This is a genomic window from Sphingomonas sp. LR55 (assembly GCF_036856015.1).
Lineage (GTDB): Bacteria > Pseudomonadota > Alphaproteobacteria > Sphingomonadales > Sphingomonadaceae > Sphingomonas.
Genome location: NZ_JASPFO010000001.1, coordinates 692846 through 716111, shown reverse-complemented (window position 1 = coordinate 716111; position 23266 = coordinate 692846). Strand labels below are relative to the sequence as shown.

Sequence of the window (23266 nt, the reverse complement as noted above, 5' to 3'; positions counted from 1 at the left end):
ATGATCACGGTGTAAACATTGGAGGCGGGCATGGCTAGCGTTCTGACGCGGATTAATGAGGGGACCGGGGAAGCCAAGCAGGCGGCGCACCCCTTCCTGTGGGGCATTCACCGGCCGATGGAGGACGAACTGACGCTTACCGAGTTGGAGGTCCGTGGCGCCATCCCGCAGGCACTACGCGGTCGCTACCTGCGAACCGGGCCGAACCCGGTCGCCGCCGATTCCGCCTCTTACCACTGGTTCACTGGTGACGGCATGGTGCATGGCCTGGCGATCCGCGATGGCAAGGCATTGTGGTATCGTAATCGCTGGATCGGATCGCGTAGCAACGCGGCTGCCCGTGGAACAGCGCCGGCACCGGGGCCGCGGCACGGCTCCAGCGACACCGTGAACACCAACGTCGTCGATCTGGGCGGGCGCGCCTTTGCGGTCGTGGAAGGCGGCAGCTACCCCGTCGAACTGTCCGAGACGCTCGACGAGCAGCGCTACGATAATTTCGGTGGATCGCTTGTCGGCTCGTTCACCGCGCATCCCCACCGCGATCCGCTGAACGGCGAGCATAATGGCATCTGCTACGAAGGGCGATGCCCCAACGAGATTCGTCACGTCGTCCTCGATGCCACGGGCAGAGTGGTGCGCGAGGCGCCGATCGCGGTCGAACATGGCCCGATGATCCACGATTGTGCGATCACCGCGCGTTACGTCGTCATCCTTGACCTTCCTGTGACCTTCTCGCTGGCGGCCCATCTTTCCGGTCAGCCGCTACCCTATGCCTGGAACCCCGCGCATCGTGCCCGTGTCGGGCTGATGCCGCGCGACGGCGATCAGCACGCCATCATCTGGTGTGACGTCGATCCGGCGTATGTCTTCCACGTCGCCAACGCCTTCGACCTGCCTGATGGTCGAGTGGTGCTCGACGTGTGTGCCTATCCGACGATGTTCGCCGGAGCGCCCGGTGGGCCCGATGCGACCTCGCGCGGGCTGGAGCGCTGGACGCTCGATCCTGCTGCCCGCACAACCACGATCCGGACCATCGATGGCGCGCCACAGGAGTTTCCCCGCATGAACGAGCGCCGGTTCGGCCAGGCCTACCGCTACGCCTATGTCGTGGCAACGCAATCGGACCGTCGGTTCCAGAGCGCGAGCCGGCTCTACAAACACGATCTCGTCGAGGGCGGACGGGAGGTGCACGACTTCGGTGCCGGCCACCATCCCGGCGAATTCGTGTTCGTGCCCGCGCACGAGAATGCGGGTGAAGACGAGGGATGGCTGATCGGCTTCGTCATCGACGAGCCGAGCGACACTACCGAGCTGGTGATCCTCGACGCGCGCAAGTTCGAGAGCGGTCCGGTCGCCACGATACGCCTGCCGCACCGCATTCCGCCGGGCTTTCACGGCAACTGGATCAACGGAGGAGACGCACAATGAACACGATCGTCACGACCATGAAGGACAGCATTGAAATGAACCGCCAGACCGGCAGTCGCATCGGCCTCATCGCCATCGAAGCGGGCATCAATTTCGGATTGCCGCTGCTGATCTACGATCGCGTGGCGCCGCAATCGGGCGACGTGGTCGCGTTGATGGCGTCCTCGCTTCCACCACTGATCTGGTCGCTCGTCGAGTTCGCCCGCCGTCGTCGCGTCGATGCGCTGTCGATCCTGGTCCTGGCAGGCATCGCTCTGTCGTTGCTCGCCATGCTCGGGGGCGGGTCCGTCCGCTTTCTCCAGTTGCGCGAGAACCTCGTCTCGGCACTGATCGGCCTGGTGTTCCTCGGCTCGGCCGCGATTGGTCGCCCGCTAATCTATCAGCTTGCCCGTGCCGGACTTGCGCGGAAATCGCCGGACGACGTCGCCGCGTTCGAGGCAAAGCGTGACACGCCCCGCTTCCGCCGCGTCATGACGATCATGACGTTGGTTTGGGGGATCGGCCTGCTCGCATCGTCGGCGCTTGCCTGCACGCTCGTCTTCGTACTCAGCATCCATGATTACATGCTCGTCAGCCCGTTCGTCGGCTACGGTTCGATGGGCGCGCTCGCACTTTGGACGGTCTGGTACAGGCGCCTCGCCCAACGCCGCGCGGTACGTTGAAACGCGGAGCCTTATCTTAGACGACCCACAATCGGACGCTCACGTCCCGCCCCTAGCTTCCCAACTTCGGACGCTGGTTCATATTTGCACGAAAGGCGGCAGCGGTCCTCAAGAACAAGATTACCCCGACATTCGCGCGGTCTTTCCCGCTTTCCTATGTTGGCCATTCGTTCATTTGGTTGGACGTCAACTCGCTCCGCTTTCTGTACGGTACACATGGAAGGCAAACAGCCATGGCAGTCGTGGAGTGACATATTTGGAAACGCCGATTGCCCGACCATCCGTGGGTTGTCGTCCGATCTCGATTCCGCCGATAGATAGTGTCAAGATTGCGATCTAATCCACATCCTACCAAGGCCCCTGCGGTAGGAAGATCATGCCCCAGCAAGATCGAGCTAGTATACGCATCGATCAAGCGCGCCTTTGGTTTGGACCCGCGCGGCCGTGCGACCTACCTAGATCCCCGGATTGGCCGCGACATGAGGGCGGACCAGGCGATCGAGGGGATGCACGTTATGACGACCATGAGCCCGACCGAAATGGCGCAGCGCCTTGGCGGCGGATTGCTGTCGTTCCCTGTCACCCATTTCGATGCGGAGGGTGCGTTCGTCGAGGACGAATATCGCAAGCATTGCGCATGGATGCTCGAGCACGAACTGTCCGGCCTGTTCGCGGCAGGCGGCACGGGCGAGTTCTTCTCGCTGACGCCAGCCGAAGTCGCCCAGGTCGTCGGCGGCGCGGTGGCCGAAGCCGGCGGGCGACTGCCGGTAATCTCGGGCTGCGGCTACGGGACCGCGATCGCAACGGGAATTGCGCGCGACGCGGAGAAGGCTGGCGCAGACGGCCTGTTGTTGCTCCCCTATCTGGTCGGATCGAAGCAGGAAGGGCTCGCCGCGCATGTAGAGGCGGTCTGCAAGGCGACCGGGCTAGGCGTGATCGTCTACAACCGCGACAATGCGATCCTCGACGACGATACGCTGGCGGGCTTGTGCGATCGCAACCCCAATCTGGTCGGCTTCAAGGACGGTGTCGGCGACATCGAGCTGATGACGCGCGTCTATGCGCGGATGGGCGACCGGCTGACCTATATCGGTGGCCTGCCGACCGCCGAGACGTTCGCAACGCCGTATCTGACGATGGGCGTCACGACCTATTCGTCGGCGATCTTCAACTTCCTGCCCGAATGGGCGCTGGCCTTCTACAAGGCGGTGCGCGCTGACGACCGGGTCGAGGTGCTGAACCAGCTCCGCGATTTCGTGCTGCCCTACATCACACTGCGCAACCAGGGCCGAGGTTATGCGGTGTCGATCGTCAAGGCGGGCATGCGCGTCGTCGGGCGCGATGCCGGGCCGGTGCGCTCGCCGCTGACCGATCTGTCGGCGGCGGAGGACGAACGGTTGCGCGTGCTGATCGAGAAGGTCGCCCCCACCGCTCTTGCCAAGGCGGCGTGACAGCGGGCGAAAACCGACGGATAGTGCGGCGATGATGTTCGAACTGAGCCAGCTTCGCTGCTTCGTCGCCGCCGCCGAGGAACTCCATTTCGGGCGCGCGGCACAGCGCCTGAACATGACGCAATCGCCGCTCAGCCGGCAGATCCAGCTGCTCGAGCAGATCCTCGACGTGACGCTGCTCGAACGCACCAGCCGGCAGGTGAGCCTGACGCCTGCCGGCCGCGTGTTCCTGATCGAAGCGCGGCGGATCGTCCGGCTGTCGGAAAGTGCAGCGCTATCGGCGCGGCGCGTGGCGAAGGGCGATGCGGGACGCGTCGCGATCGGCTTCACCGCGGTGTCGGGGTATAATCTGGTGCCGCAGATCGTCGCGCAAGCGAGAGCGAGCCTGCCCAATATCGACCTCGAACTGCGCGAGATGGTGACGACCGATCAGGTCGATGCGTTGCTGACCGGGTTGATCGACATCGGCTTCGTACGACCGCCGCTCGATCGTCACGAGTTCGACACCGTCTGCGTACAGGTCGAGCCACTTGTCGTCGCGCTGCCCGCGGGGGATCCGCGACAGGCGAAGGCGGTACTCGAACTGAGTGATTTCGATGGCCTGCCGCTGATCATGTATGCGAGGCAGGGCGCGGGGTATTTTCACCAGATGCTTATCGGGCTGTTCGACGGTGCGGGCGTGTCGCCGCACTATGTCCAGCACGTGACGCAGATCCATTCGATGCTGGGGCTCGTGCATGCGGGGCTGGCCGCAGCGATCGTGCCGGAATCCGCATCGGGGCTGCACATGAACGACGTGCAGTTCCGTCGGCTTGCGACCGAGCCCGAGAAGCCGGTCGAGCTGCACATGGCGTGGCGGCGCGACAACAGTAACCCGGCGCTGGAGCCGATGCGGCGGTTGTGCGCCGAAACCGCGGCGTGATCGACCGGCGCGCGTTGCTCGCTGGGCTCGCGGCGACACCGGCGCTGGTTGCGGCGCGCGTACCGGCGAGCCTCGTCGCGACGACGCGATGCGGACGGGTGCGCGGGACGGTAGAGGGCAATGTGCTGGTCTTTCGCGGGGTGCGCTACGGCGCGGATACGCGCACGCGACGGTTTGCGCGTGCGGTGGCGCCGACGCCTTGGACCGACATTGCGGATGCCACGCGGTACGGCGCCGCATCGCCGCAGACCAAGGCGACCGAGCCGACCAGCGAGGATTGCCTGTTCCTCAACGTCTGGACGCCTGCGCTCGACGCAGCGCGACGGCCGGTCATGGTGTATATCCACGGCGGGGCGCACGCGCACGGCTCGGGGTCCGATCCGCTGTATGATGGCGGCAATCTGGTGCGGCGCGGCGACGTGGTGGTCGTCACGCTGAACCACCGGCTGGCGGCGCTCGGCTATGCGTATCTCGCGCAGCTTGGCGGGCCGGCGGAATCGGGCAATGTCGGCAATCTCGACATCATCCTCGCGCTGCAATGGGTGCGCGACAACATCGCAGCGTTCGGGGGCGATCCGAGCCGGGTGATGCTGTTCGGCCAGTCTGGCGGCGGGGCGAAGATCGTGACGCTGATGGCAATGGCGGAGGCGCGCCCGCTGTTCCACGCCGCTGCGACGATGAGCGGCCAGCACGTTACGGCGGCTGGGCCGAACCACGCGACGATCCGGTCGCGGGCGTTTATGGCGAAGGCCGGCGCAGGCGACTTTGCGGCACTAAACGCGCTGCCGATCAAGCGGCTGGTCGAGGCGATGGCGACGACCGATCCGATCGAGGGCAAGGGCGAGATCAGCTTTACCTCGACGCTCGATCACCACGTGCTGAAGCGTCATCCGTTCTTTCCCGACGCGCCGCGCGAGGCTGCTCATATTCCGCTGATCGTCGGCAATACGCATGACGAGACCGGGTTGTGGATCGGCGAGATCCTGAAGCGCGGCGACACGAACTGGGAGAACCTACCCGCGCGGTTGGTGCGGGAGATGACCAAGGACCTCGAGCCCGATCACGTCATCGCGCGCTACCGCGACCTCTATCCCGATCGGACGCCGGGGCAGATCCTGCTGGCGGCATCGACCGCGGGTCGGTCCTGGCCCGGGCATCTGATCCAGGCCGAGGAACGCGCGAAGATCGGTGCGCCGACCTGGATGTATCAGCTCGACTTTCCTTCGCCGGAAGCGGGCGGCGTGCTCGGCGCGTTCCATACGCTCGATATCGGCCTGGTGTTTGACAATACGCGGGAGCCGAGCGCGCGGACGGGTGATGGGCCGGAGGCGAGACAGCTGGCCGGGCGGATGGCGGATGGGTTCATCGCGATGGCGCGGACCGGCGATCCGAACTGTGCGAGCGTGCCGACCTGGCGTCACTATGACCTGGCACGGCGCTCGACGATGATCTTCGATCGGGCGGTGCAGATAGAAGACGATCCCCGGCGCGAGGAACGCCTGCTGTTCGCGGTCGCGCCGTATATCAAGCCGGGCGGCTAGCGGTCCCACGGAAAGGCGAGCGTCGGGCGGTTGGCGTAGCGGCGCAGGCGCAGGCTCAAGCGCGCACCGGCGCCGGGCTCGAGCCGGATCGTGAACGCGGCGCCGACGACGTCGGTCGTGCGGCCGTCGATCGTCACGGCCTCTATCCGGTGCTCCGCATAGGCGCCGCCTTGCACCACGACCGTACGCGGTTGCGTGGTGCTCAAGTTCACCAATGTTACCTCGGTCGTCGTGTCGCCCAGCGTTTGCACCAGCGCGGCGACGTCTTCGGGCACGCCAGCGCGTTTGCGGTCCGCATCGAAGTAGCGGAGCCGGCAGTGGAGCGGCACGCCGCCTTGCGATGGCGAAGTCTTCGACCAGGGCGGGCGGGCGATGTGCAGGCCCCTGTCATGAGCTGCACGAGGCTGGTGACGTTGGCGGGGTTGATGTCGATCGGCCAGTCTGCGAGCCGGGTCTCTGGCGTCGTCGGATCGGACACGCGCGCCGCGACCCGGTCGGCGACGGCCTTCAGGTCCGAGCGCAACGCGGTTACGGCGTAGCTCGGGTTCTTGCCTTCGAGGAAGCTCACCCACGGATGATCGCCGGCAGCCGCGCGGTCGGCGGGCGCCTGCGACATGTACCAGATCTCGAAGCCGTTGGTCTTGAACGGACCAGGTTGCCAGCCATACCAGCCGTCCGCACCGTGCATCGTCGGCGTAGACAGCACGCCGCCGATCGTCTTGGCTTGCGCGTTGATCCGCGCGGTCTGGCGGCGCCAGACGTCGATATACCCCTGGTCGCTGGTCAGCAGCGTACCAGTCATGAACGCCGTGATCGAACGCGGCACGCGGTTGCGGTTCTCGCGCTTGCCGGTCTGCGGCACTATCGGCGAGAAGCCCCAGCCATAGACGCCACTCCACCAGTCGCGCGGGACGATGCCATCCAGACCGACGCGGCTGGGGATGATGTCGCCGTTCGCTTTTGCCCTGCCAACCCACGCGTCGAGATAGTCGAGCGCCCAGGTCCGGTATCGGTCCCCTGCCCCGAGCGCATAGGCGTTCAGTCCGAGCGTCGTCGCCTGGAGGTTGAGCGGATTGTCGCCGATAACGTCGCCGTACTCGGCATAATGCGCGAGCGTCTGCGCATAAGTCGTCTCGCCATGCTCCATGTGGAAGCGTTCGCCGGCAGCGAACGGATCGCCCGCCCAGTCGAGCTCGGTCGCGCGGCGCAGCATCGGGCCACGACTTCCGTTCATCAGGCTACGCATCATCCGCAGCTTCGGGTCGTAGTTGCCCGTCGTCGAATCGTGGCCGGTGTAGAAATCGGCGTAGCGGCGCGTGCGTTCGATCAGCTTCAGGTCGCGCGGGCCGGACAGCCCCATCATGTTGAAGGTCGTCAGCCCTTCCGCATTGTGCTGCCAGTCCATCTGGACGGGAAACTCGCGAAAATACATCCCCTTGCGTGCGATCGGCACGTCGACCGTGCGCGCAGCGGTGAACTGTTTGAGGTGACCCTCCCACGCCCGTGCGTACAGGTCGCGGATACGATCGGAACCGCCTAGCGCGTGCAGGATCGCCCAGTCGTTCGTCGCTTCTGCCGCATCGTCGGGGCCATCGTTCGCACCCCAGCGCTCGAACACGCGCAGCCAGCCGCGACTGTCGACATACTTTGCGTAGAACGCTTCGCAGGCTTCGGCATTGGCGGCGAGCAATCGGCGTTGCAGGACTGCCCATTCCGGCGCTGCCATAGGCGTTGTAACCCGCAACGTCGCTGGCGCAGCACGAACGGCTGTGGGTAATGTGGCAAGCGCGGCCGCGGCACCCCGAGCAGCGTACGGCGATCGACGGTCATGCGGCCAGCTCGACACGGCGGATAGGACCGACGATCACCAGAAACGAGAAGATCGTCAGCAGGCAGTGCGCGCCGACGAACACCAGCGCCCAATCGAACGAGCCGGTAGCGCCGACGATAAAGCCGATGACGATGGGCGTGACGATCCCGGCGACGTTGCCGAACATGTTGAACACGCCGCTGGTCAGCCCGGCGAGCTGCTTCGGCGCGACGTCCGACATTACGGCCCAGCCGAGCGACGCGACGCCCTTGCCGAAGAACGCGACCGCCATCAGCGTGACGACCAGCCACTCGGCTTCGACGAACACGCAGGCGATGATGAGCGTCGCCAGCAGCATCCCGAACACCAGCGGCACTTTGCGCGCGATGTCGATCGAGCCGGTGCGCTTGAGCAGCAGATCGGACGTGTAGCCGCCGACCAATCCGCCGACGAAGCCGCACAGCGCTGGTGCAGCAGCGGCGAAGCCCGCCTCCATGATGTTCAGCCCGCGCTCTTTTACGAGGTAGATCGGGAACCAGGTGACGAAGAAATAGGTCAGCACGTTGATGCAATACTGGCCGAGATAGATGCCGAGCAGCATCCGGTTCGCGAGCAACTGGCGCAGGTTCGTCCACGAAAAGGCCTGCGGACGGTTGGCGGCATCCTCCATCCGGATCAGCCCGCCGCCAGCCTCGATATGCGCGAGTTCGGCGGCGTTGATCTTCGGATGGCGGACCGGGCTGTGGATGTAGCGGACGAACAGCGCGGTCGCGACCAGGCCGATCGCGCCCATCACCCAAAACACTGCGCGCCATCCATAACTATGCACCAGCCAGCCCATCAGTGGAGCAAACGCAACGAGCGAGAAATACTGCGCCGAATTGAAGATCGCCGACGCGGTGCCCCGCTCGGCACCGGGAAACCAGGCCGCGACGAGGCGGGCATTCCCGGGAAACGACGGTGCTTCGGCGAGCCCGACCAGGAAGCGCAGCGCAAACAGCATGGCGACCGCAGACACACCCGCGATCAAACCGGTCAGCCCTTGCGTGGCGGTGAAGATCGACCAGGCGAGGATCGCGCCCGCATAGACGCGCTTGGTGCCGAACTTGTCGAGCAGCAGCCCGCCGGGGATCTGCGCGAGGACATAGGCCCAGGCGAAGGCGGACAGGATGAAGCCGGTCTGGACCGACGACAGCCCGAGTTCGGTCGAAGCGGCAGAGCCTGCGATCGAGAAGGTCGCACGGTCGGCGTAGTTGATCGAGGTGATCAGGAAGATGAGCGCGATCACGCGGTATCGCACCGCGGTCGGACGCCCGGTCACGCCTCCTGCGACCGCATCTTCGGCGGGGGATGATGCGGCGATCGTCATGTTTCGCTCTCCAGTCCGGCACTCGATCTGTGCGAGTGTTCCGGTTCGGTGTATCGAGCAGAATGGGGTCGGTCCAAGTCCTAAAACGGGTTGATCCAGCCAACCCATGACTTGATGGGATAGCGGAGCGACAAGCCGGTCTCCGATCAGTGCATCGTTCGCATCGATCGATGTCGGAATGAGATTGGCTTAGGCGACCGCACCCGGCCTAACACAGATTGCGACAGACCGGCTCTAACGAAGCCGGCAGCGGGCACATCGTGCCGGAGTTAGGGGAGTGAGTATGACTGGGATCCGCAGCTTCAAATCCGTGTTGGCCATGTCGAGCGCGATCGTCGCCTGCTCTCTGGCGACGATGGGCCATGCCCAGAGCGTGCCGGAAACGACCGCGCAGAAGGAAGCGCGCGCCGCTGGCAACACCACCGATACCGACACGCCCCCCGCCTCCCCTGCTCTGCCGCCCGAGCAGAGCGTGACCGACGCGCCCCTCGCAGCAGATGTGCCCGATATCGTCGTCACCGGGTTCCGCGCGAGCCTCAACAGCGCGATCAACATCAAGCGCACGCAGACCGCGACCGTCGACGTCATCAAGGCGGAAGACATCGCCGAATTCCCGGACCTCAACCTGGCGGAATCTTTGCAGCGCATCCCCGGCGTCTCGATCAGCCGCGTCAACGGCGAAGGCCGCAACATCTCGGTACGCGGTCTCGGCCCCGACTATACCCGCGTTCGGATCAACGGCATGGAGGCGATCGGCACCACCGGCGGCACCGACAACTCGGGCGGCGTCAACCGTGGCCGCGGGTTCGATTTCAACATCTTCTCGTCCGACCTGTTCAACAGCATCGCAGTCCGCAAGACCGCCACCGCCGACGTCGAGGAGGGTTCGCTCGGCGGCACCGTCGACCTGCAGTCGTCGCGCCCGTTCGACTACAAGAAGGCCACCGCAGTCATTTCTGCCAGCGCGAGCTACAACGACCTGCGCGAGAAGGTGACGCCGAAGATTTCGGGGCTGATCACCAAGACGTCGGATGACGGCCGGTTCGGCGTGCTGCTGTCCGTCGCGTACGAAGAGCGCGCGATCAAGGAGGAGGGCGCGAACATCACGCGCTGGACGTATGGCGGGTTCAACGCCGGGTTCAACGCCGCGTCGCGGTTGCCGGGCAAGACGCTCGCACAGATCAACGATCCGAACCCCGTAACCGGGCTGTATCATCCGCGTATTCCCGGCCTCGTCAGCTACGACATCTTCCAGAAGCGGCTGGGTGCAGCAGGATCGGTCCAGTTCCAGCCTACGTCCAAGACGCTGATCTCGCTAGACGCGCTGTATTCGCGGCTCGATGGGACCCGTAAGGAATCGCAGCTGCAGGGGATAAGCTTCAGCCGTTCGGGCACCGGCAAGCCGCAGACGATCATCCGCGACGGCGTGGTCGACGGCGACAACAACATCATCAGCGGCACGTTCGACAATGTCGATCTGCGCACCCAGTCGCGCTACGACAAGCTGGTCACCGATTTTTACCAGGTGACCGGTACGCTCGACCAGAAGTTCGGCGAGAACTTCAAGGTCGGCGCGGTCGTCGGCTATGCGGACTCGGCATTCAGCAACCCGATCCAGTCGACCGTCACGATCGACGCCGCCAACACGCCCAATTTCTTCTACGATTTCCGCACGCGGTTTCCGACGATCAAGCCCGGCGTGGACCTGACCAACCCGAACAGCTTCACCTTCGTCAGCGGCACGTCGGAAGTTCGCATCCGTCCGCAGACCGTCAACAACAGCTTCACCAACGCCAAGACGTTTGCCGAGTGGACGGTCAATCCGTTGCTCAAGCTGAAGGTCGGCGTCGACTGGCGCCGGTTCGACTACAGCTCGACCGAGCAGCGACGCCTGTCCGGCGAGTCGGTCGTGCAGACGCTGACGCCCGCGCAGCTCGCCGCGGCGACGACGCTCTTCTCCGGCTTCGGCAAGGGCCTCGACACGCCAGCCGGTACGCCGACGGCGTGGGTCGTCCCCGATCTCGCCAAGTTCGCCGAGCTCTACGGGATCTACTCGAACCCACTCTACGCGACCGGTGGGGTGAACAATGCCAGCGCACGCGGATCGTTCATCACGGTGCGCGAGGACGATATCGGCGGCTGGGGCATGGCGGAGTTCAACTTCGCCGATCGCGGGCTGCCGATCCGCGGCGATGTCGGCGTGCGCTACGCCAACACCGACCAGCGCTCGACCGGCTATGCGGGACAAGGCGTCGCGACCAACCTCGTCGTCGCGGACCGTAGCTATCACCGCTGGCTGCCGTCGGGGAACCTGGTGATGGACGTCACCGATACGCTGCTGGTCCGCTTTGCCGCGGCGAAGACACTCGCGCGCGCCGGCATCTCGGCGATCGCACCGGGCGGCAACCTCAGCGTTTCGGGCGGCAACCGCACCTTCAGCAGCGGCAACCCCGATCTGAAGCCGACAGAATCGGACAATCTCGACGTTTCGGTCGAATGGTATCCGACGCGCGGCGCGATCTATGCCGTGTCCGCGTTCCAGAAGGACATCGGCACGTTCGTCCAGTCGCTCAGCACCACGGTGCCGTTCAGCAGCCTGGGCCTGCCGGACTCGCTCCTGGCTGGCACGAGCGCATCGCCGACCGACCTGTTCATCGTCAGCCAGCCGGTCAATTCGAGCGGCGGTCGGCTCAAGGGTTTCGAGGTCAACGTCCAGCAGCCCTTCAGCTTCCTGCCGGGCTTCCTGTCCAACTTTGGGGTGTTGGCCAACTACACGCACGTGACGTCGAACATCCAGTATCTCACGTCTGCCACCGGTGGCACGTCGGTGACGGCGCCGCTGATCGGGCTGTCGAAGCACGCCGCCAACGGCACGCTGTATTTCGAGACGGCGAAGTTCCAGATCCGCGGCTCGATCGCCTATCGCTCGCGCTATCTGACGGCCGTCCCCGGCACCGAGGGCAATGCGTATAACGGCACGAGCGGCACCACCAACGTCGACGCGCAGATGTCGTACAATTTGACGGATAACCTCAAGTTCAGCATCGAGGCGATCAACCTCACCGATCAGGTCAACGACCAGTTCGTCGACGAGACCAACCGCCTGAATGTGCTGACGCATAGCGGCCGTCAGTTCACGGCGGGGATGCGCTTCTCGTTCTGATGGTTCGGTGCCGCCCGGCTGGATGGTGACAACCATCGATCCGGGCAGCATCATGCTGGGACGACGGGTCTCGACAGTCAGGTCACGACGCCAAATTAGAACAGGACGAGCGCATGACTTATAATCGCCGCGAGACGTTTGGACTGGCATTGGCGGGCGGTACGGCTGCGCTCGTTCCGGCTACGCCCGCCGTCGCGGAACCGCCCAAGCCGGACGCGTGCGTGCCGCGCTTCGAGGACGACTGGCGGCGCGGCTTCGAAGGCCAGCGCGTAGCCGACCTCGGGGATGGCCGCTTCCTCAATCCGTTGATCGCCGGCGACCATCCCGATCCCGCCATCCTGAAGGATGGTGCGAATTATTACATGACCTTCTCCAGTTTCGATTCCTATCCGGGACTGACGATCTGGCACAGCCGCGACCTGGTGAACTGGCAACCGCGCAAAGCGGCGCTGACGAAGAACATCGGCTCGGTCTGGGCGGTCAGCCTCGAGAGGCACGATGGCCGGTACTTCCTGTATATTCCGGTCAAGGCCAAGCCGAACGCGATCTACGTCATTTGGGCCGATCACATCGACGGCCCCTGGTCCGACCCGATCGACCTCGGGCTACCCGACCATATCGATCCTTGTCACGCAGTCGGCGAGGACGGATCGCGCTGGCTTTTCCTGTCGGGCGGCGACCGGATCCGGCTCGCCGCCGACGGCCTGTCGACGGTCGGCAAGGTCGAGCATGTCTATGATCCGTGGCGCTATCCCGACACCTGGGACGTCGAGGGCTTCAGTCCCGAGGGGCCGAAGATCGTCCGCCACGGCGGCTGGTTCTACATGATCACCGCGGTCGGCGGCACCGCCGGACCACCGACCGGGCATATGGTAATCGTCGCCCGCTCGCGTTCGATCCACGGCCCCTGGACTAACGATCCCGCCAATCCGGTGGTGCGGACCGTGAGTACCGATGAAAAATGGTGGTCGCGCGGCCATGCCAGTCTCGTCGAGGCCCCGGACGGCAGCTGGTGGTCGGTCTATCACGGCTTCGAAAACGGCTATTGGACGCTCGGACGGCAGGCGCTGCTCGATCCGATCCGCTGGACCGCGGATGGCTGGTTCGCGATGACCGGCGGTGACCTGTCGAAGCCTCTGGCGAAACCGAAAGGTGGCGCGGCGCTGCCCCATGGCCAACCGCTTTCGGACGATTTCCGCACGCTGCAACTCGGCAGCAAATGGAATTTCTTCCGACCAGGGCCTGCCGAACGCGAACGGGCGCGGGCCGAAGGCGGTGCGTTGATCCTGAAGGCCAGCGGCACCGCACCGGTCGACTCGTCGCCTTTGATGCTGATCGCTGGCGACCAGGCCTATCGGTTCGAATGCGATATCGAGATTGCGCCCGGCGGCACCGCGGGCCTCGTGCTGTTCTACGACGACAAACTATATTGCGGGCTCGGCTTCGACGAACACCGGTTCGTCACGCATCAATATGGCAACGAGCGCGGGCGTCCCGCCAATCCGCACGGACGCCACATGCGGATCCGGATCACGAACACGCGTCACATCGTCGCGATCCATACCAGCGGCGATGGCGGCAAGACCTGGCAGCGCTTCGATCGCGGCATGGAGGTGTCGGGCTATCACCACAATGTCCGCGGGGGTTCCTGATGCTGCGACCCGGCTTGTATTCGGCCGGTAGCGGCGAGGCACGCTTTCGCGACTTTCGGTACGAGGCACTCTGACCCCGCCCGACTTTCTCAGCCAAGGCCTTGCGCGTGCGCCCATTGCTCGAACAGCGTCGGCCATAGCGCCGCTGGCTTGCCGGCCGCTTTGCTCAGGCCGAAACCATGTCCCCCGGTCGCGAACAGGTGCGTTTCCACCGCCACGCCAGCCTTTGTCGCCGCCGCCCGGAACGCCAGCGTATTGTCGACGGCGACGCTCCGATCGTCTTCGGCGTGGACGAGGAAGCAGGGCGGCGTGGCCGGCGTCACGTTCGAGGCTGTCGAATGCGCGTGCTCCAACGCCAGCGTCGGTGACGGCCCGAGCAGCAGCGTGCGTGAACCGGGATGCGCGAGCGGCAAGGCCATCGATTGCACGGCGTACATCAGCGCCGCGACGTCGGGCCGTGCGCTGCCTCGATCTGCGCTATCGATCGGCGTGTAGGTTGGCTGCGCGAACCTCGTCGCCAGGTCGCCGCAGACATGGCCGCCCGCCGAGAACCCCATCGCTGCGACACGGTCGGGCTTGATCCCGTACGTGCCAGCCCGTGCGCGGATCAGCCGCATGGCGCGTTGCGCATCGGACAAGGCGACGTCCGGCCCAGCCGTCCAGGCCTCGCCGGGCAACCGGTAGAACAGCACGAACACCGTCCAGCCGCGATCCGCCAGCCAGCGTGCGATCTCGTACCCCTCGCGGTCGACGACGATCCGGACATAGCCGCCGCCCGGCATCACCAGTATCGCCGACCCGTTGGGCTTGGCGGGGCGGAACACGACCATGCGCGGACGGGCGATGCCGTGGACGGCGCGATCCGTCATGGCGGTATCCGTCGCCCGATCCTCGACGATTTCTACCGGCAAGGTCCGTGGTGCGCCGGGTGCTCCAGCCGGCCAGAGATCGATCGTTTCGGTCGGGTCCGGCTGCTTCGGCCCACGGCCACCGACCTGCGCGGGTGGCGGTGTCTGTGCATCGACGCCCGCCGACAGACCGACGGCCAGCGTCCCCAGGATTGCACTCCGACGATCGATCATACGCTTAGGCCCATCAAAGAAATAGGCGCACTCCGTGAGGAATGCGCCCGAGGAGAGGAGAGACTATGCCCGGCGCGCCTACATCTTGAAGCGCGCACCAACGAGGAAGGTGCGGCCGAAGTGATTGTTCTCGTAGTTCCGGTTCGCATCGAGATCGGTGTAGCGGGTGCGATAATTATCGGTAAGGTTGGTCCCCTCGAGCGACACCTCGATCGCCGGCGTCAGCTTGTAGCGCATCGACGCATCGACGTTGGTCGTCGCGCCATAACCCTCGAACAGATTGCCGGTCGCCGATGCGCCGTCGATATACGGGCTGCGATAGCTGATCGATCCGCGCGCTGAACTTCGCGTCCTCGTAATACAGCGTGCCGTTATACGCGCGCTTCGACAGCCCATAAAGCGTCGCCGAGCGGGTCGTGTTCGGCAGCGCGCCGAGCGTGCCTGCGGGCGTAACGATCGTCGTGGCCGGACCGCCCTGCGAATAGCCTGCACTCGAGATCGACGAACGTCGCGTTGGCGAGCGCGCCGAAGTTGCGCAGGAAACCGGGCAGGAAGCGGAACGTCGTCTGGAGCGAGATTTCCGCCCCCTTCAGCGACGCGCCCGTGCCGTTGATGGGCGAGGTGATCTGCCACAACTGCCCTTCCGGGTTACCGGCGGCGGGCGAGCTTGCCGGGATAACGGACAGCGGCAGGCCGGTCGACGCGAACGTCCCGCTACGCGTCGCCGAGACGGGGAAACTCTCGACGTTCTTCTTGAACAGCGCGACCGAGAAGATCGACTGCGGTGCGAAATACCATTCTGCCGAGATGTCGAACGCGGTCGCGCGGAACGGGTTGAGCTGCGGGTTGCCGAAGGTCACGCGGTAGTTGAAGCCGTCGACCGAGCCGCCCGGCGTCAGACTGCCGAGACTCGGTCGCGTCAGCACCTTGGCGATTGCGCCGCGAATGATGACGTCTTCCGCCGGGAACAGCGCGACGTTGATCGCGGGCAACCAATCGTCATAGGTCCGTTCCACGGTCGCAGGGGTATTGACGGTCACGCCGCCGACGACCGCGGACGACAGCCCGGTCGAGCGCTGCTTGGTGTGGACGTACCGAATGCCGGCATTCGCGGCGTAGCGCAGGCCGAGGATGTCGCCTTTCACATCGAACTCGGTGTAGCCGCCGGTGACCTGCTCGGACACGCTGCGGGTGTCGCCGACCAGCACGGTCGCCGGACGGTTGTAGAGGCCCGTATAGGCCGCCGACGCGTCGATGTTCGGGATCAGAAAGCTGGTTGTCGTGCCGGCAGGCTGGCCCGCCTTGCCCAGGTTGAAGATCTCGCCGAGGTTGCCAGCGGGGAAGCCGTACACCGCGGTCGGCCCGAACAGCGTGTTCGGCGAACAGGTCAGCGTCCCCAGCACGACGTCGCGACCGCCGGCATTGGGGCAAACGACCGCGTCGCGCGAGAAGCCCTGCGTGTCGAAGGTGAACTTGCGGTACAGCCCGCCCGCCTTGATCTGGAAGCCTTCCGCGACGTCCCATTCGGTCCGCAACTGCGCGGTGCGGAACTTGTTGACCGTCTCGGACGGCCGATCGCGAATTTCCGCGAGCTGGAAGTTTGCCGGATCGGTGACGCTGGTGCCGAAAGTCAGCTTCGGGCTCTTCATGTCGGTATAGTCGTAGCTATACCCCTGCGCGTCGCGGTCATCGAACACGAAGGTGGTCTCGACCGGGATCGTCGCATCCGATTTCGAAATGCCGCCCATCAGCGTGAAGCGCAATTTGTCGGTGACGTCTTGATCCCAGCTGCCGCCAAGCTGGTAGAATTCGGTCTGCGACTTGCGCAGATAATGCTCGGTGCGGACCCAGGCGTCGTTGAGCGTCGCCTTGATCAGGTTGTTGTTCGAATCGATCGTGTAGTTGCTGATATCGATCGACCGCTCGTTGGAGCGCAGCAGGACCTCGCCCCATTTCTCCTCGCGGGTTTCCTTGAACCGCGAATACAGCCCGTCGATCGAGACCTTGGTCGCCTCGCTCGGCGACCACTGGACGCTGCCCGTGATACCCAACCGCTCGCGCTCGTGCCGGACCGAGCCGTAGCGCGGGATGCGCGGATGGAAAGCGAGCGCAGCCGCGGTGCAGGCCGTGCTTGGCACATACACCCCGCCACGGTTCTGCGTGGTGTAGCAGCGCGTGCCGTCCACCGAATCGAACGGCCCCTGTGCCCAGCGCACGGTGTTGTTGCCGAGTTCGAAGTTGTTCGTCTTCGAATAGGCTGCCGACGCCGCGACGCCGAAGCTGCCGTCCGCCGACTTCCACGACAGCAACCCGGCGAGGCGTGGCCCGGTATTCTTGCTCAGGTCGTTATAGCTCGCCTGTGCCGAACCGACGGCGGTAAAGCCGATCTTGCCACCGAGCGGGTTGCCGGTGTTGAGATCGACGACCGCACCGAGCGATCCTTCGTCGAGCGAGGCCTCCGCGGTCTTGTGGACGACGATCGAGTTGAACAGTTCGGAGGCGAAGACGTTGAAGTCGAACGCGCGATCGCGGTTCGAGCTGGCGCCGTCGGTCGAGGTGGCGACTGTCTCCATGCCATTGACGCGGACGCGCGTGAACTGCGCACCGAGGCCACGCACCGTGATCGCACGGCCTTCACCGGCGTCGCGCTGGATCGAGATACCCGGAATGCGCTGGAGCGATTCGGCTAGGTTCTGATCGGGAAACTTGGCGATATCTTCCGCGACGATCGCGTCGACCGCGGCAACCGACTGCCGCTTGACGTTGAGCGCGGCGTCCAGCGACTTGCGAAAGCCAGTGACGATGATCTCGGCGGTCTCGCCTTCCGCCTGCACCGTCCCGGGTGCGGTTTGCGGTGCGGTGGTCGCGGCCTGATCTACAGTCTGCCCCTGCGGCACGACGGCGGTCTGTGCAGGCGACGGATCGACCTGGGCCGGCGTTCCCGGCGACGCGCTGTTGGGGATCTGTGCCGCCTGCGCCGCTGCGATCGAAGGCATTGTGAGCGCGAGAATCAGACTGCCTGCAGACACGCCGCCCAGCCAGCCCATCCGTCGAACCGCAACCGTTGCTTGAACTTCCATTGCATCCACTCCCCGTTCGGCAATCGCCGATGACACCGGTTGCGCTATCGACGGCCCGCCGTTGCGCTTCCGACCTGACTATCTTGGAGAGTTCGACCCGTTACTGACCACGGTGGCGCCCGATCCTCTCCCGAAAAGCCAGCTCTTGCTGGTCTCCCCACCCGTCCCTTGCCTGCCTAGGTAACCGGTGTCACAACAATGTCGCAGGATCTTTGGCGTGTCAACATGCCGCGTCACACATCATATCAAGCAGGAGATGCATTGATGAAATTGTTGGGAATTATCGCCCCCGCGCTCGCCATCATGCTTTCCACGACGGCACCGGCACAACAGCCCGCCTCGCGCCCGATGGTCATCGTCGACGAGGCCGATACGATGCGCCAGGAGCCCCTCCCCACGGCGCGATCGGCTTGAGTACCGCATATCGGATCAGTGACGGCGTCCCCGGCCGTACGATGGAGTTCCGCAAGCGCATCCTCCATCCGGGCAGCGCGATCGGTCTCCACCGCATCGCGCATGACGAGGTCTATTACGTGATTTCGGGTACGGGTGCGGTCTCGTCCGGCGGCGCGACACGACCGGTGCGGACGGGGGTCGCGGCCTATCTGTTCGACGGCGAAACGGTGGGCATACGCCAGACGGGTCGTGACCCGCTCGTGCTGATTATCGCCTATCCGATCCCGCGCTAGGTTCCGGGCTGAATATACGGGACGCGCGCGAACAATTCGCGCTCCCACCTGCGCGGATCGTCCTCAACCCTGGATCGCGCGTCGAAGATCATCGTCGCTCGACGAGCGCGGTCGTACCGCGGCCAATGGGCCATGCCCGCATGATCAGGATCGCCCGTGATCGCGAACGCGACGAAACTGTCCTGCATCGCCTTCGACGCCGCCTGCGCATCCGCCGCGGTGCCGGTCTGAGATCCGCTCGCGCCCAGCGTGCCGAACACCAGCGGGATATCCATCGTATGGAACGCACCGCGCCGTGGGTCCGTCCGCGACGCAAAATCTACCTGATAAACCCAGGTCGGCGTTCGCGCATCGGCGCGCGCCTCCGCCTCGATCACCTGCCCGCGCCAGCTCCGCCCCGCCGTCGTCGCGCCGTAGAAGACGTCGGTCGGCGACCAGTCCGGATAGCGCGCGCGGTACTGCGCCACGACCCATTCGGGCAGGATGTCGATCTTGAGCTCAGGCGCCATCCGCGCGGCAACGTTGCTCCAGTCGAGCCCCTCACCTTTGGCGAGTCCAGCGCGATGAACGCCCGCGTTTCGTCATGCGTGTTGCCGAGCATCATCGGAATGCGGTTGCCGAGCGGGTTCGCATCCGGCCAGAACGGGTGTCGCGTCAGCCACGTCATGTCGAGCACCGGCCCGAAATAGACTCCGCCACCCATGATCGGATCGGTCGCCGACAGCGCCGCGACCAGCTTTTCGACCGGCATCGTCATCAAAGGCGATAGGTCGGCCTCGGCCGCCCCCAGCTTCGCCAGATAAGCGCGCGCCCGCGTCGTTGCGTTGAGTGGACCGGATGCGGTCACCTGCTGCCCGCTCATCGTCGCCGCGCGGTGGAACAGGCCGGCGGCGGCGGGCATCCCCATCATCGTCGCGATCTTCGCGCCGCCGCCTGACTGGCCGAACACCATGACGCGCGACGGATCCCCGCCGAACGCCGCGATGTTGTCGCGCACCCATTGCAACGCGAGGATCAGGTCGAGCTGCCCTGCATTGCCACTGTCGGGAAACCGAGAATCGAGCCGCGCGAGATACAGATAGCCCAGCGCATTGAGCCGGTGATTGACCGTCACGACCACGACATCGCCGCGCGCCGCCAGCGCCTGCCCGTCATTCTGGGGATCGGTGACGCTGCCGTTCGAATACGCGCCACCGTGGATATAGACCATCACCGGTTTCTTCGCGCGGCGGTCGGCGTCTGCGGTCCAGACGTTCAGGAACAGGCAGTCTTCGGACTGCGGACCGTAAGCGCCGGACTGCGGGCAGACCGGTCCGAAATCGCGTGCCGGGCGCGTCTGGCCCGGCATCGCCACGACGGTCGGCGGACGAAACCGTTCGGCGCGACCGTAGCGTATACCTTTGAAGGCATGGACGCTTTGATCGACCGTTCCGACGAAGTTACCAGCCGGCGCGCGGACCGTGAGCGACGTCGCCGCGTGGGTGCCGGACGCCAGGATCAGCGCAGCGCCTCCACCCAGCGCCCCACGTCGCGTCCAGCCGTCAGCGACGGACATCGAGTCCACCCGCCAGATACGCGTCGATATCGGCCTGTCGGAACAGGCTCGCATCGCCCGGCAACGAATGCTTCAGGGCAGCAAGCGCGAGGCCGATCCGCGCGATGTCGCCAATGTCCTCGCCGGAGCGAAGACCGTGCAGCACGCCTGCCGCAAAGGCGTCGCCGCCACCGATCCGGTCGACGATCCCGGCCAGCACCACTTCGTCCGTCTGGACATGCGTCGCGCGCGTGTCGATCCGTGCGGACAGGCGGTGGAGGTCGACATGCTCGACGTGTCGCGCGGTCGACGCGATCGTCTGCAGCCGCGGGAACGCTTCGAACGCCGCTTCCGCCGCCTCGCGCCGCCGGTCCTCCGCACCGCCTGCAAAATCGCGGTCCAGCAGCAGCGCGATGTCGCGGTGGTTACCGAACATCAGATCGGCATGCGCGACGAGGTCGGTCAGGATCGCACGCGGGTTCGAGTCCCAGCGCTCCCACAATTTGCCACGCCAATTGCCGTCGAACGAGACTGGAATGCCGCGCTGCGTCGCTGCTTCGACGGCCGCGAGCGCACTGGCCGCCGGAACCGGGCCGAGCGCCGGCGTGATGCCCGAAAGGTGGAAACGATCGACACCCCCGAGCAGCGTATCCCAGTCCCACGCGCTCACCGGCGCTTCGGCAAACGAGGACCAGGCGCGGTCGTAGACCACTTCGGTCGCGCGCAGGCCCGCGCCCGAGGTGACGAAATACAGCCCCATCCGCTCGCCGCCGAGCGAAATCGTCGACGTGTCGACACCGTGACCGCGCAGCGTCGTGATCGCCGCGCGGCCGAGGTCGTTGTCGGGCACGATCGTCGCCATGCCGACGTCGTGGCCAAGCCGTGCCAGCTGTGTGACGACGTTCGCCTCCGCGCCGGCGACCCATACGTCGAGCTTTGGCGTCTGCAACAGCAATTCGCGCCCCGGTGGCGAAAGCCGCAACATGATCTCACCGAACGCCAGGAATTTGCTCATATCGCCCCTTCATCTGATCCTCCCCGTTCCGGGGAGGGGGACCGCCGCCAAGGGCGGGGGTGGAGGGGGCCACCACGGCCGTTACGCCCGTGGTGGCCCCCCTCCGTCAGCCTGCAGCTGCCACCTCCCCATGCCGGGGAGGAGTTATCGCGCCAGCCAGCCGCCATCGACTGCGAGGATGTGCCCCTGGACATACTTCGCCGCCGCCGACGACAGGAACACCGCCGCGCCGCCTAGATCGCTCGCATCGCCCCATTTGCCCGCCGGAATACGGTCCATGATCGATTTGTTGCGTACTTCGTCCGCCTGCAACGCCGCGGTATTGTTGGTCGCGATATAGCCCGGTGCGATCGCGTTGACGTTGATGCCCTTGCTCGCCCATTCGTTGGCGAGCAGCTTGGTCAGGCCGCCGATACCCGACTTGGACGCGGTATAGCTCGGCACACGAATCCCGCCTTGGAATGTCAGCATCGACGCAATGTTGACGATCTTGCCGGAACCTTGCGCGATCATGTGCCGCCCTGCCGCCTGGCACAGGAAAAACACCGACTTGAGGTTGGTGTCGATCACCGCGTCCCAGTCCGCTTCGGTGAAGTCGACCGCGTCGGCGCGGCGGATGATGCCGGCATTGTTGATCAGGATGTCGAGCCCGCCGAGCTTGGCGACGGTCTCATCGACGACGCGCTGAACCGGCTCGATGGTCGACAGATCCGCGGATACGATCTCCGCCTTGCGACCAAGCGCACGAATCTGCGCGACGGTGTTTTCGGCAGGCGTACGGCCGACGCACGCGACGTCCGCGCCGGCGGTCGCAAGCGCGACGGCAATCGCCTGGCCGATACCCGTGTTCGCGCCGGTGACGATGGCGACCTTGCCGGTCAGGTCGAAGGGATTTGTCATGCTTTCTCTCTCATTCCCCTCCCGCTTGCGGGAGGGGTTAGGGAGGGGAAACGCGGACCAACCTTGCGGCACGCCCCTCCCCGACCCCTCCCGCATGCGGGAGGGGAGAAGATTTACGCCAGCTGGCAGATATCCAGGACGTTCATGTCGGTATAATCCTGGTTCTCGCCGGCCATCGCCCAGATGAATGCGTACGCCTTCGTGCCCGATCCCATGTGGATCGACCAGGGCGGGCTGATCACCGCTTCCTCGTTCGCCATCACGATATGCCGGGTCGCCTCGCCCTCGCCCATGTAATGGAACACGCGGTCCTTCTCGAGATCGTCGAGTTCGAAGTAGAAATAGATCTCGCTGCGACGCTCGTGGATGTGCGGTGGCATCGTGTTCCACACCGAACCCGGCTTCAACACCGTCAGGCCCATGACCAGCTGCGCGCTGTCGCAGATGCCCGGGATGACCATCTGGTAGATGGTCCGCTCGTTCGACTCCTTGAGGCTGCCGCGCTCAAGCGTTGTTGCATCGCCGACCGAGATGACGCGCGTCGTGAACGCCTTGTGCGCCGGGCACGACGCCAGATAGAAGCGCGCGCCGTCGCCAGAGAACTGCACGTCCTTCGCGCCCATCGTCACGTACAGGCAATCCTTGTTACCGAGCGTGAACGTCTCGCCGTCGACCGAGACGGTGCCACTGACCTTGCCGACATTGACGACCGCAAGCTCGCGGCGTTCGAGGAAAGGATGCCCTGCCGCCGACGCTGGCTCAGCCTGATCGGGCAGCTTCACCGCTCCGCTAGCAATGGCGACGCCGCCGATCACGAAGCGCTCGGCGTGCGTATAGTTGAGAACGCACTCACCGTCGCGAAACAGGTCCTGAATCAGATAGCGGTCGCGCAGTTCGTCGTTGGAGACGCACTCCATCATGTCGGGATGCGTGGCGTAATACGTGCGGTCGTACATAATTAGCTCCGG

At 65.2% G+C, this 23266-nt stretch carries 13 protein-coding genes and 4 pseudogenes; 8 read left to right on the top strand and 9 right to left on the bottom strand.

Annotated features, from left to right (window positions below; all coding sequences use genetic code 11):
• The first annotated feature begins 30 nt into the window (after positions 1 to 30).
• From QP181_RS03495 to QP181_RS03475, 5 genes are all read left to right on the top strand, one after another.
• Positions 31 to 1428: an 8'-apo-carotenoid 13,14-cleaving dioxygenase gene (locus QP181_RS03495; RefSeq protein WP_333927605.1), complete on the top strand. Its 1398-nt coding sequence runs from the start codon at positions 31 to 33 to the stop codon at positions 1426 to 1428.
• On the top strand, positions 1425 to 2090 hold the full coding sequence (locus QP181_RS03490; RefSeq protein WP_333927604.1) for a VC0807 family protein: 666 nt from the start codon (positions 1425 to 1427) through the stop codon (positions 2088 to 2090). Before QP181_RS03495 ends, QP181_RS03490 begins: the two co-directional genes overlap by 4 nt.
• A 515-nt stretch (positions 2091 to 2605) precedes the next feature.
• The gene (kdgD, locus tag QP181_RS03485) at positions 2606 to 3541 is read left to right on the top strand and encodes a 5-dehydro-4-deoxyglucarate dehydratase (RefSeq protein ID WP_333927603.1); all 936 of its coding nucleotides are present in this window, start codon (positions 2606 to 2608) and stop codon (positions 3539 to 3541) included.
• A 31-nt stretch (positions 3542 to 3572) separates the two neighbouring features.
• A complete protein-coding gene (locus QP181_RS03480) occupies positions 3573 to 4463 on the top strand; it encodes a LysR substrate-binding domain-containing protein (RefSeq protein WP_333927602.1) in 891 nt (296 codons plus the stop codon).
• Positions 4460 to 6004, top strand: coding sequence for a carboxylesterase/lipase family protein (locus QP181_RS03475; protein WP_333927601.1), 1545 nt, complete (start codon positions 4460 to 4462; stop codon positions 6002 to 6004). Before QP181_RS03480 ends, QP181_RS03475 begins: the two co-directional genes overlap by 4 nt.
• On the opposite strand, the gene QP181_RS03470 is transcribed toward QP181_RS03475, so the two are convergent.
• From QP181_RS03470 to QP181_RS03460, 3 genes are all read right to left on the bottom strand, one after another.
• The gene (locus tag QP181_RS03470; protein ID WP_333927600.1) at positions 6001 to 6216 is read right to left on the bottom strand and encodes a hypothetical protein; all 216 of its coding nucleotides are present in this window, start codon (positions 6214 to 6216) and stop codon (positions 6001 to 6003) included. The genes QP181_RS03475 and QP181_RS03470 overlap by 4 nt on opposite strands.
• A gap of 5 nt (positions 6217 to 6221) precedes the next feature.
• Entirely contained in the window at positions 6222 to 7730 is a 1509-nt protein-coding gene (locus QP181_RS03465) for a DUF8034 domain-containing protein (protein ID WP_333927599.1), read from the bottom strand.
• Between the two features lie 100 nt (positions 7731 to 7830).
• Positions 7831 to 9183, bottom strand: coding sequence for an MFS transporter (locus QP181_RS03460; protein ID WP_333927598.1), 1353 nt, complete (start codon positions 9181 to 9183; stop codon positions 7831 to 7833).
• Positions 9184 to 9466: 283 nt separating this feature from the next.
• Between QP181_RS03460 and QP181_RS03455 the strand changes: the two genes are divergently transcribed.
• Positions 9467 to 12346 (top strand): TonB-dependent receptor, encoded by a 2880-nt coding sequence (locus QP181_RS03455; RefSeq protein ID WP_333927597.1) that lies wholly within the window; start codon positions 9467 to 9469, stop codon positions 12344 to 12346.
• Positions 12347 to 12459: 113 nt separating this feature from the next.
• Positions 12460 to 14072 (top strand): annotated as a pseudogene (locus QP181_RS03450) (family 43 glycosylhydrolase).
• 15 nt (positions 14073 to 14087) lie between these two features.
• Here the strand turns inward: QP181_RS03450 and QP181_RS03445 are convergent.
• A complete protein-coding gene (locus QP181_RS03445; RefSeq protein ID WP_333927596.1) occupies positions 14088 to 15080 on the bottom strand; it encodes an alpha/beta hydrolase in 993 nt (330 codons plus the stop codon).
• 78 nt (positions 15081 to 15158) lie between these two features.
• Positions 15159 to 18127: pseudogene (locus QP181_RS03440) on the bottom strand (TonB-dependent receptor).
• 336 nt (positions 18128 to 18463) lie between these two features.
• Between QP181_RS03440 and QP181_RS03435 the strand changes: the two are divergent.
• Positions 18464 to 18849, top strand: a pseudogene (locus QP181_RS03435) (cupin domain-containing protein).
• Here QP181_RS03435 and QP181_RS03430 read toward each other — a convergent pair.
• The 4 genes and pseudogenes from QP181_RS03430 to kduI form a co-directional block, all read right to left on the bottom strand.
• A pseudogene (locus tag QP181_RS03430) lies at positions 18846 to 20404 on the bottom strand (carboxylesterase/lipase family protein). The pseudogenes QP181_RS03435 and QP181_RS03430 sit on opposite strands and share 4 nt — an antisense overlap.
• Positions 20391 to 21398 carry a sugar kinase gene (locus QP181_RS03425; protein ID WP_333927595.1) on the bottom strand — a complete coding sequence of 336 codons (1008 nt, stop codon included), beginning with the start codon at positions 21396 to 21398 and terminating at the stop codon, positions 20391 to 20393. Before QP181_RS03425 ends, QP181_RS03430 begins: the two are co-directional and overlap by 14 nt.
• Positions 21399 to 21542: 144 nt before the next feature.
• Positions 21543 to 22298, bottom strand: a complete 756-nt coding sequence (gene kduD, locus QP181_RS03420) for a 2-dehydro-3-deoxy-D-gluconate 5-dehydrogenase KduD (RefSeq protein ID WP_333927594.1) — start codon at positions 22296 to 22298, stop codon at positions 21543 to 21545.
• Positions 22299 to 22411: 113 nt separating this feature from the next.
• Entirely contained in the window at positions 22412 to 23254 is an 843-nt protein-coding gene (gene kduI / locus QP181_RS03415; protein ID WP_333927593.1) for a 5-dehydro-4-deoxy-D-glucuronate isomerase, read from the bottom strand.
• Between the last annotated feature and the right edge of the window lie 12 nt (positions 23255 to 23266).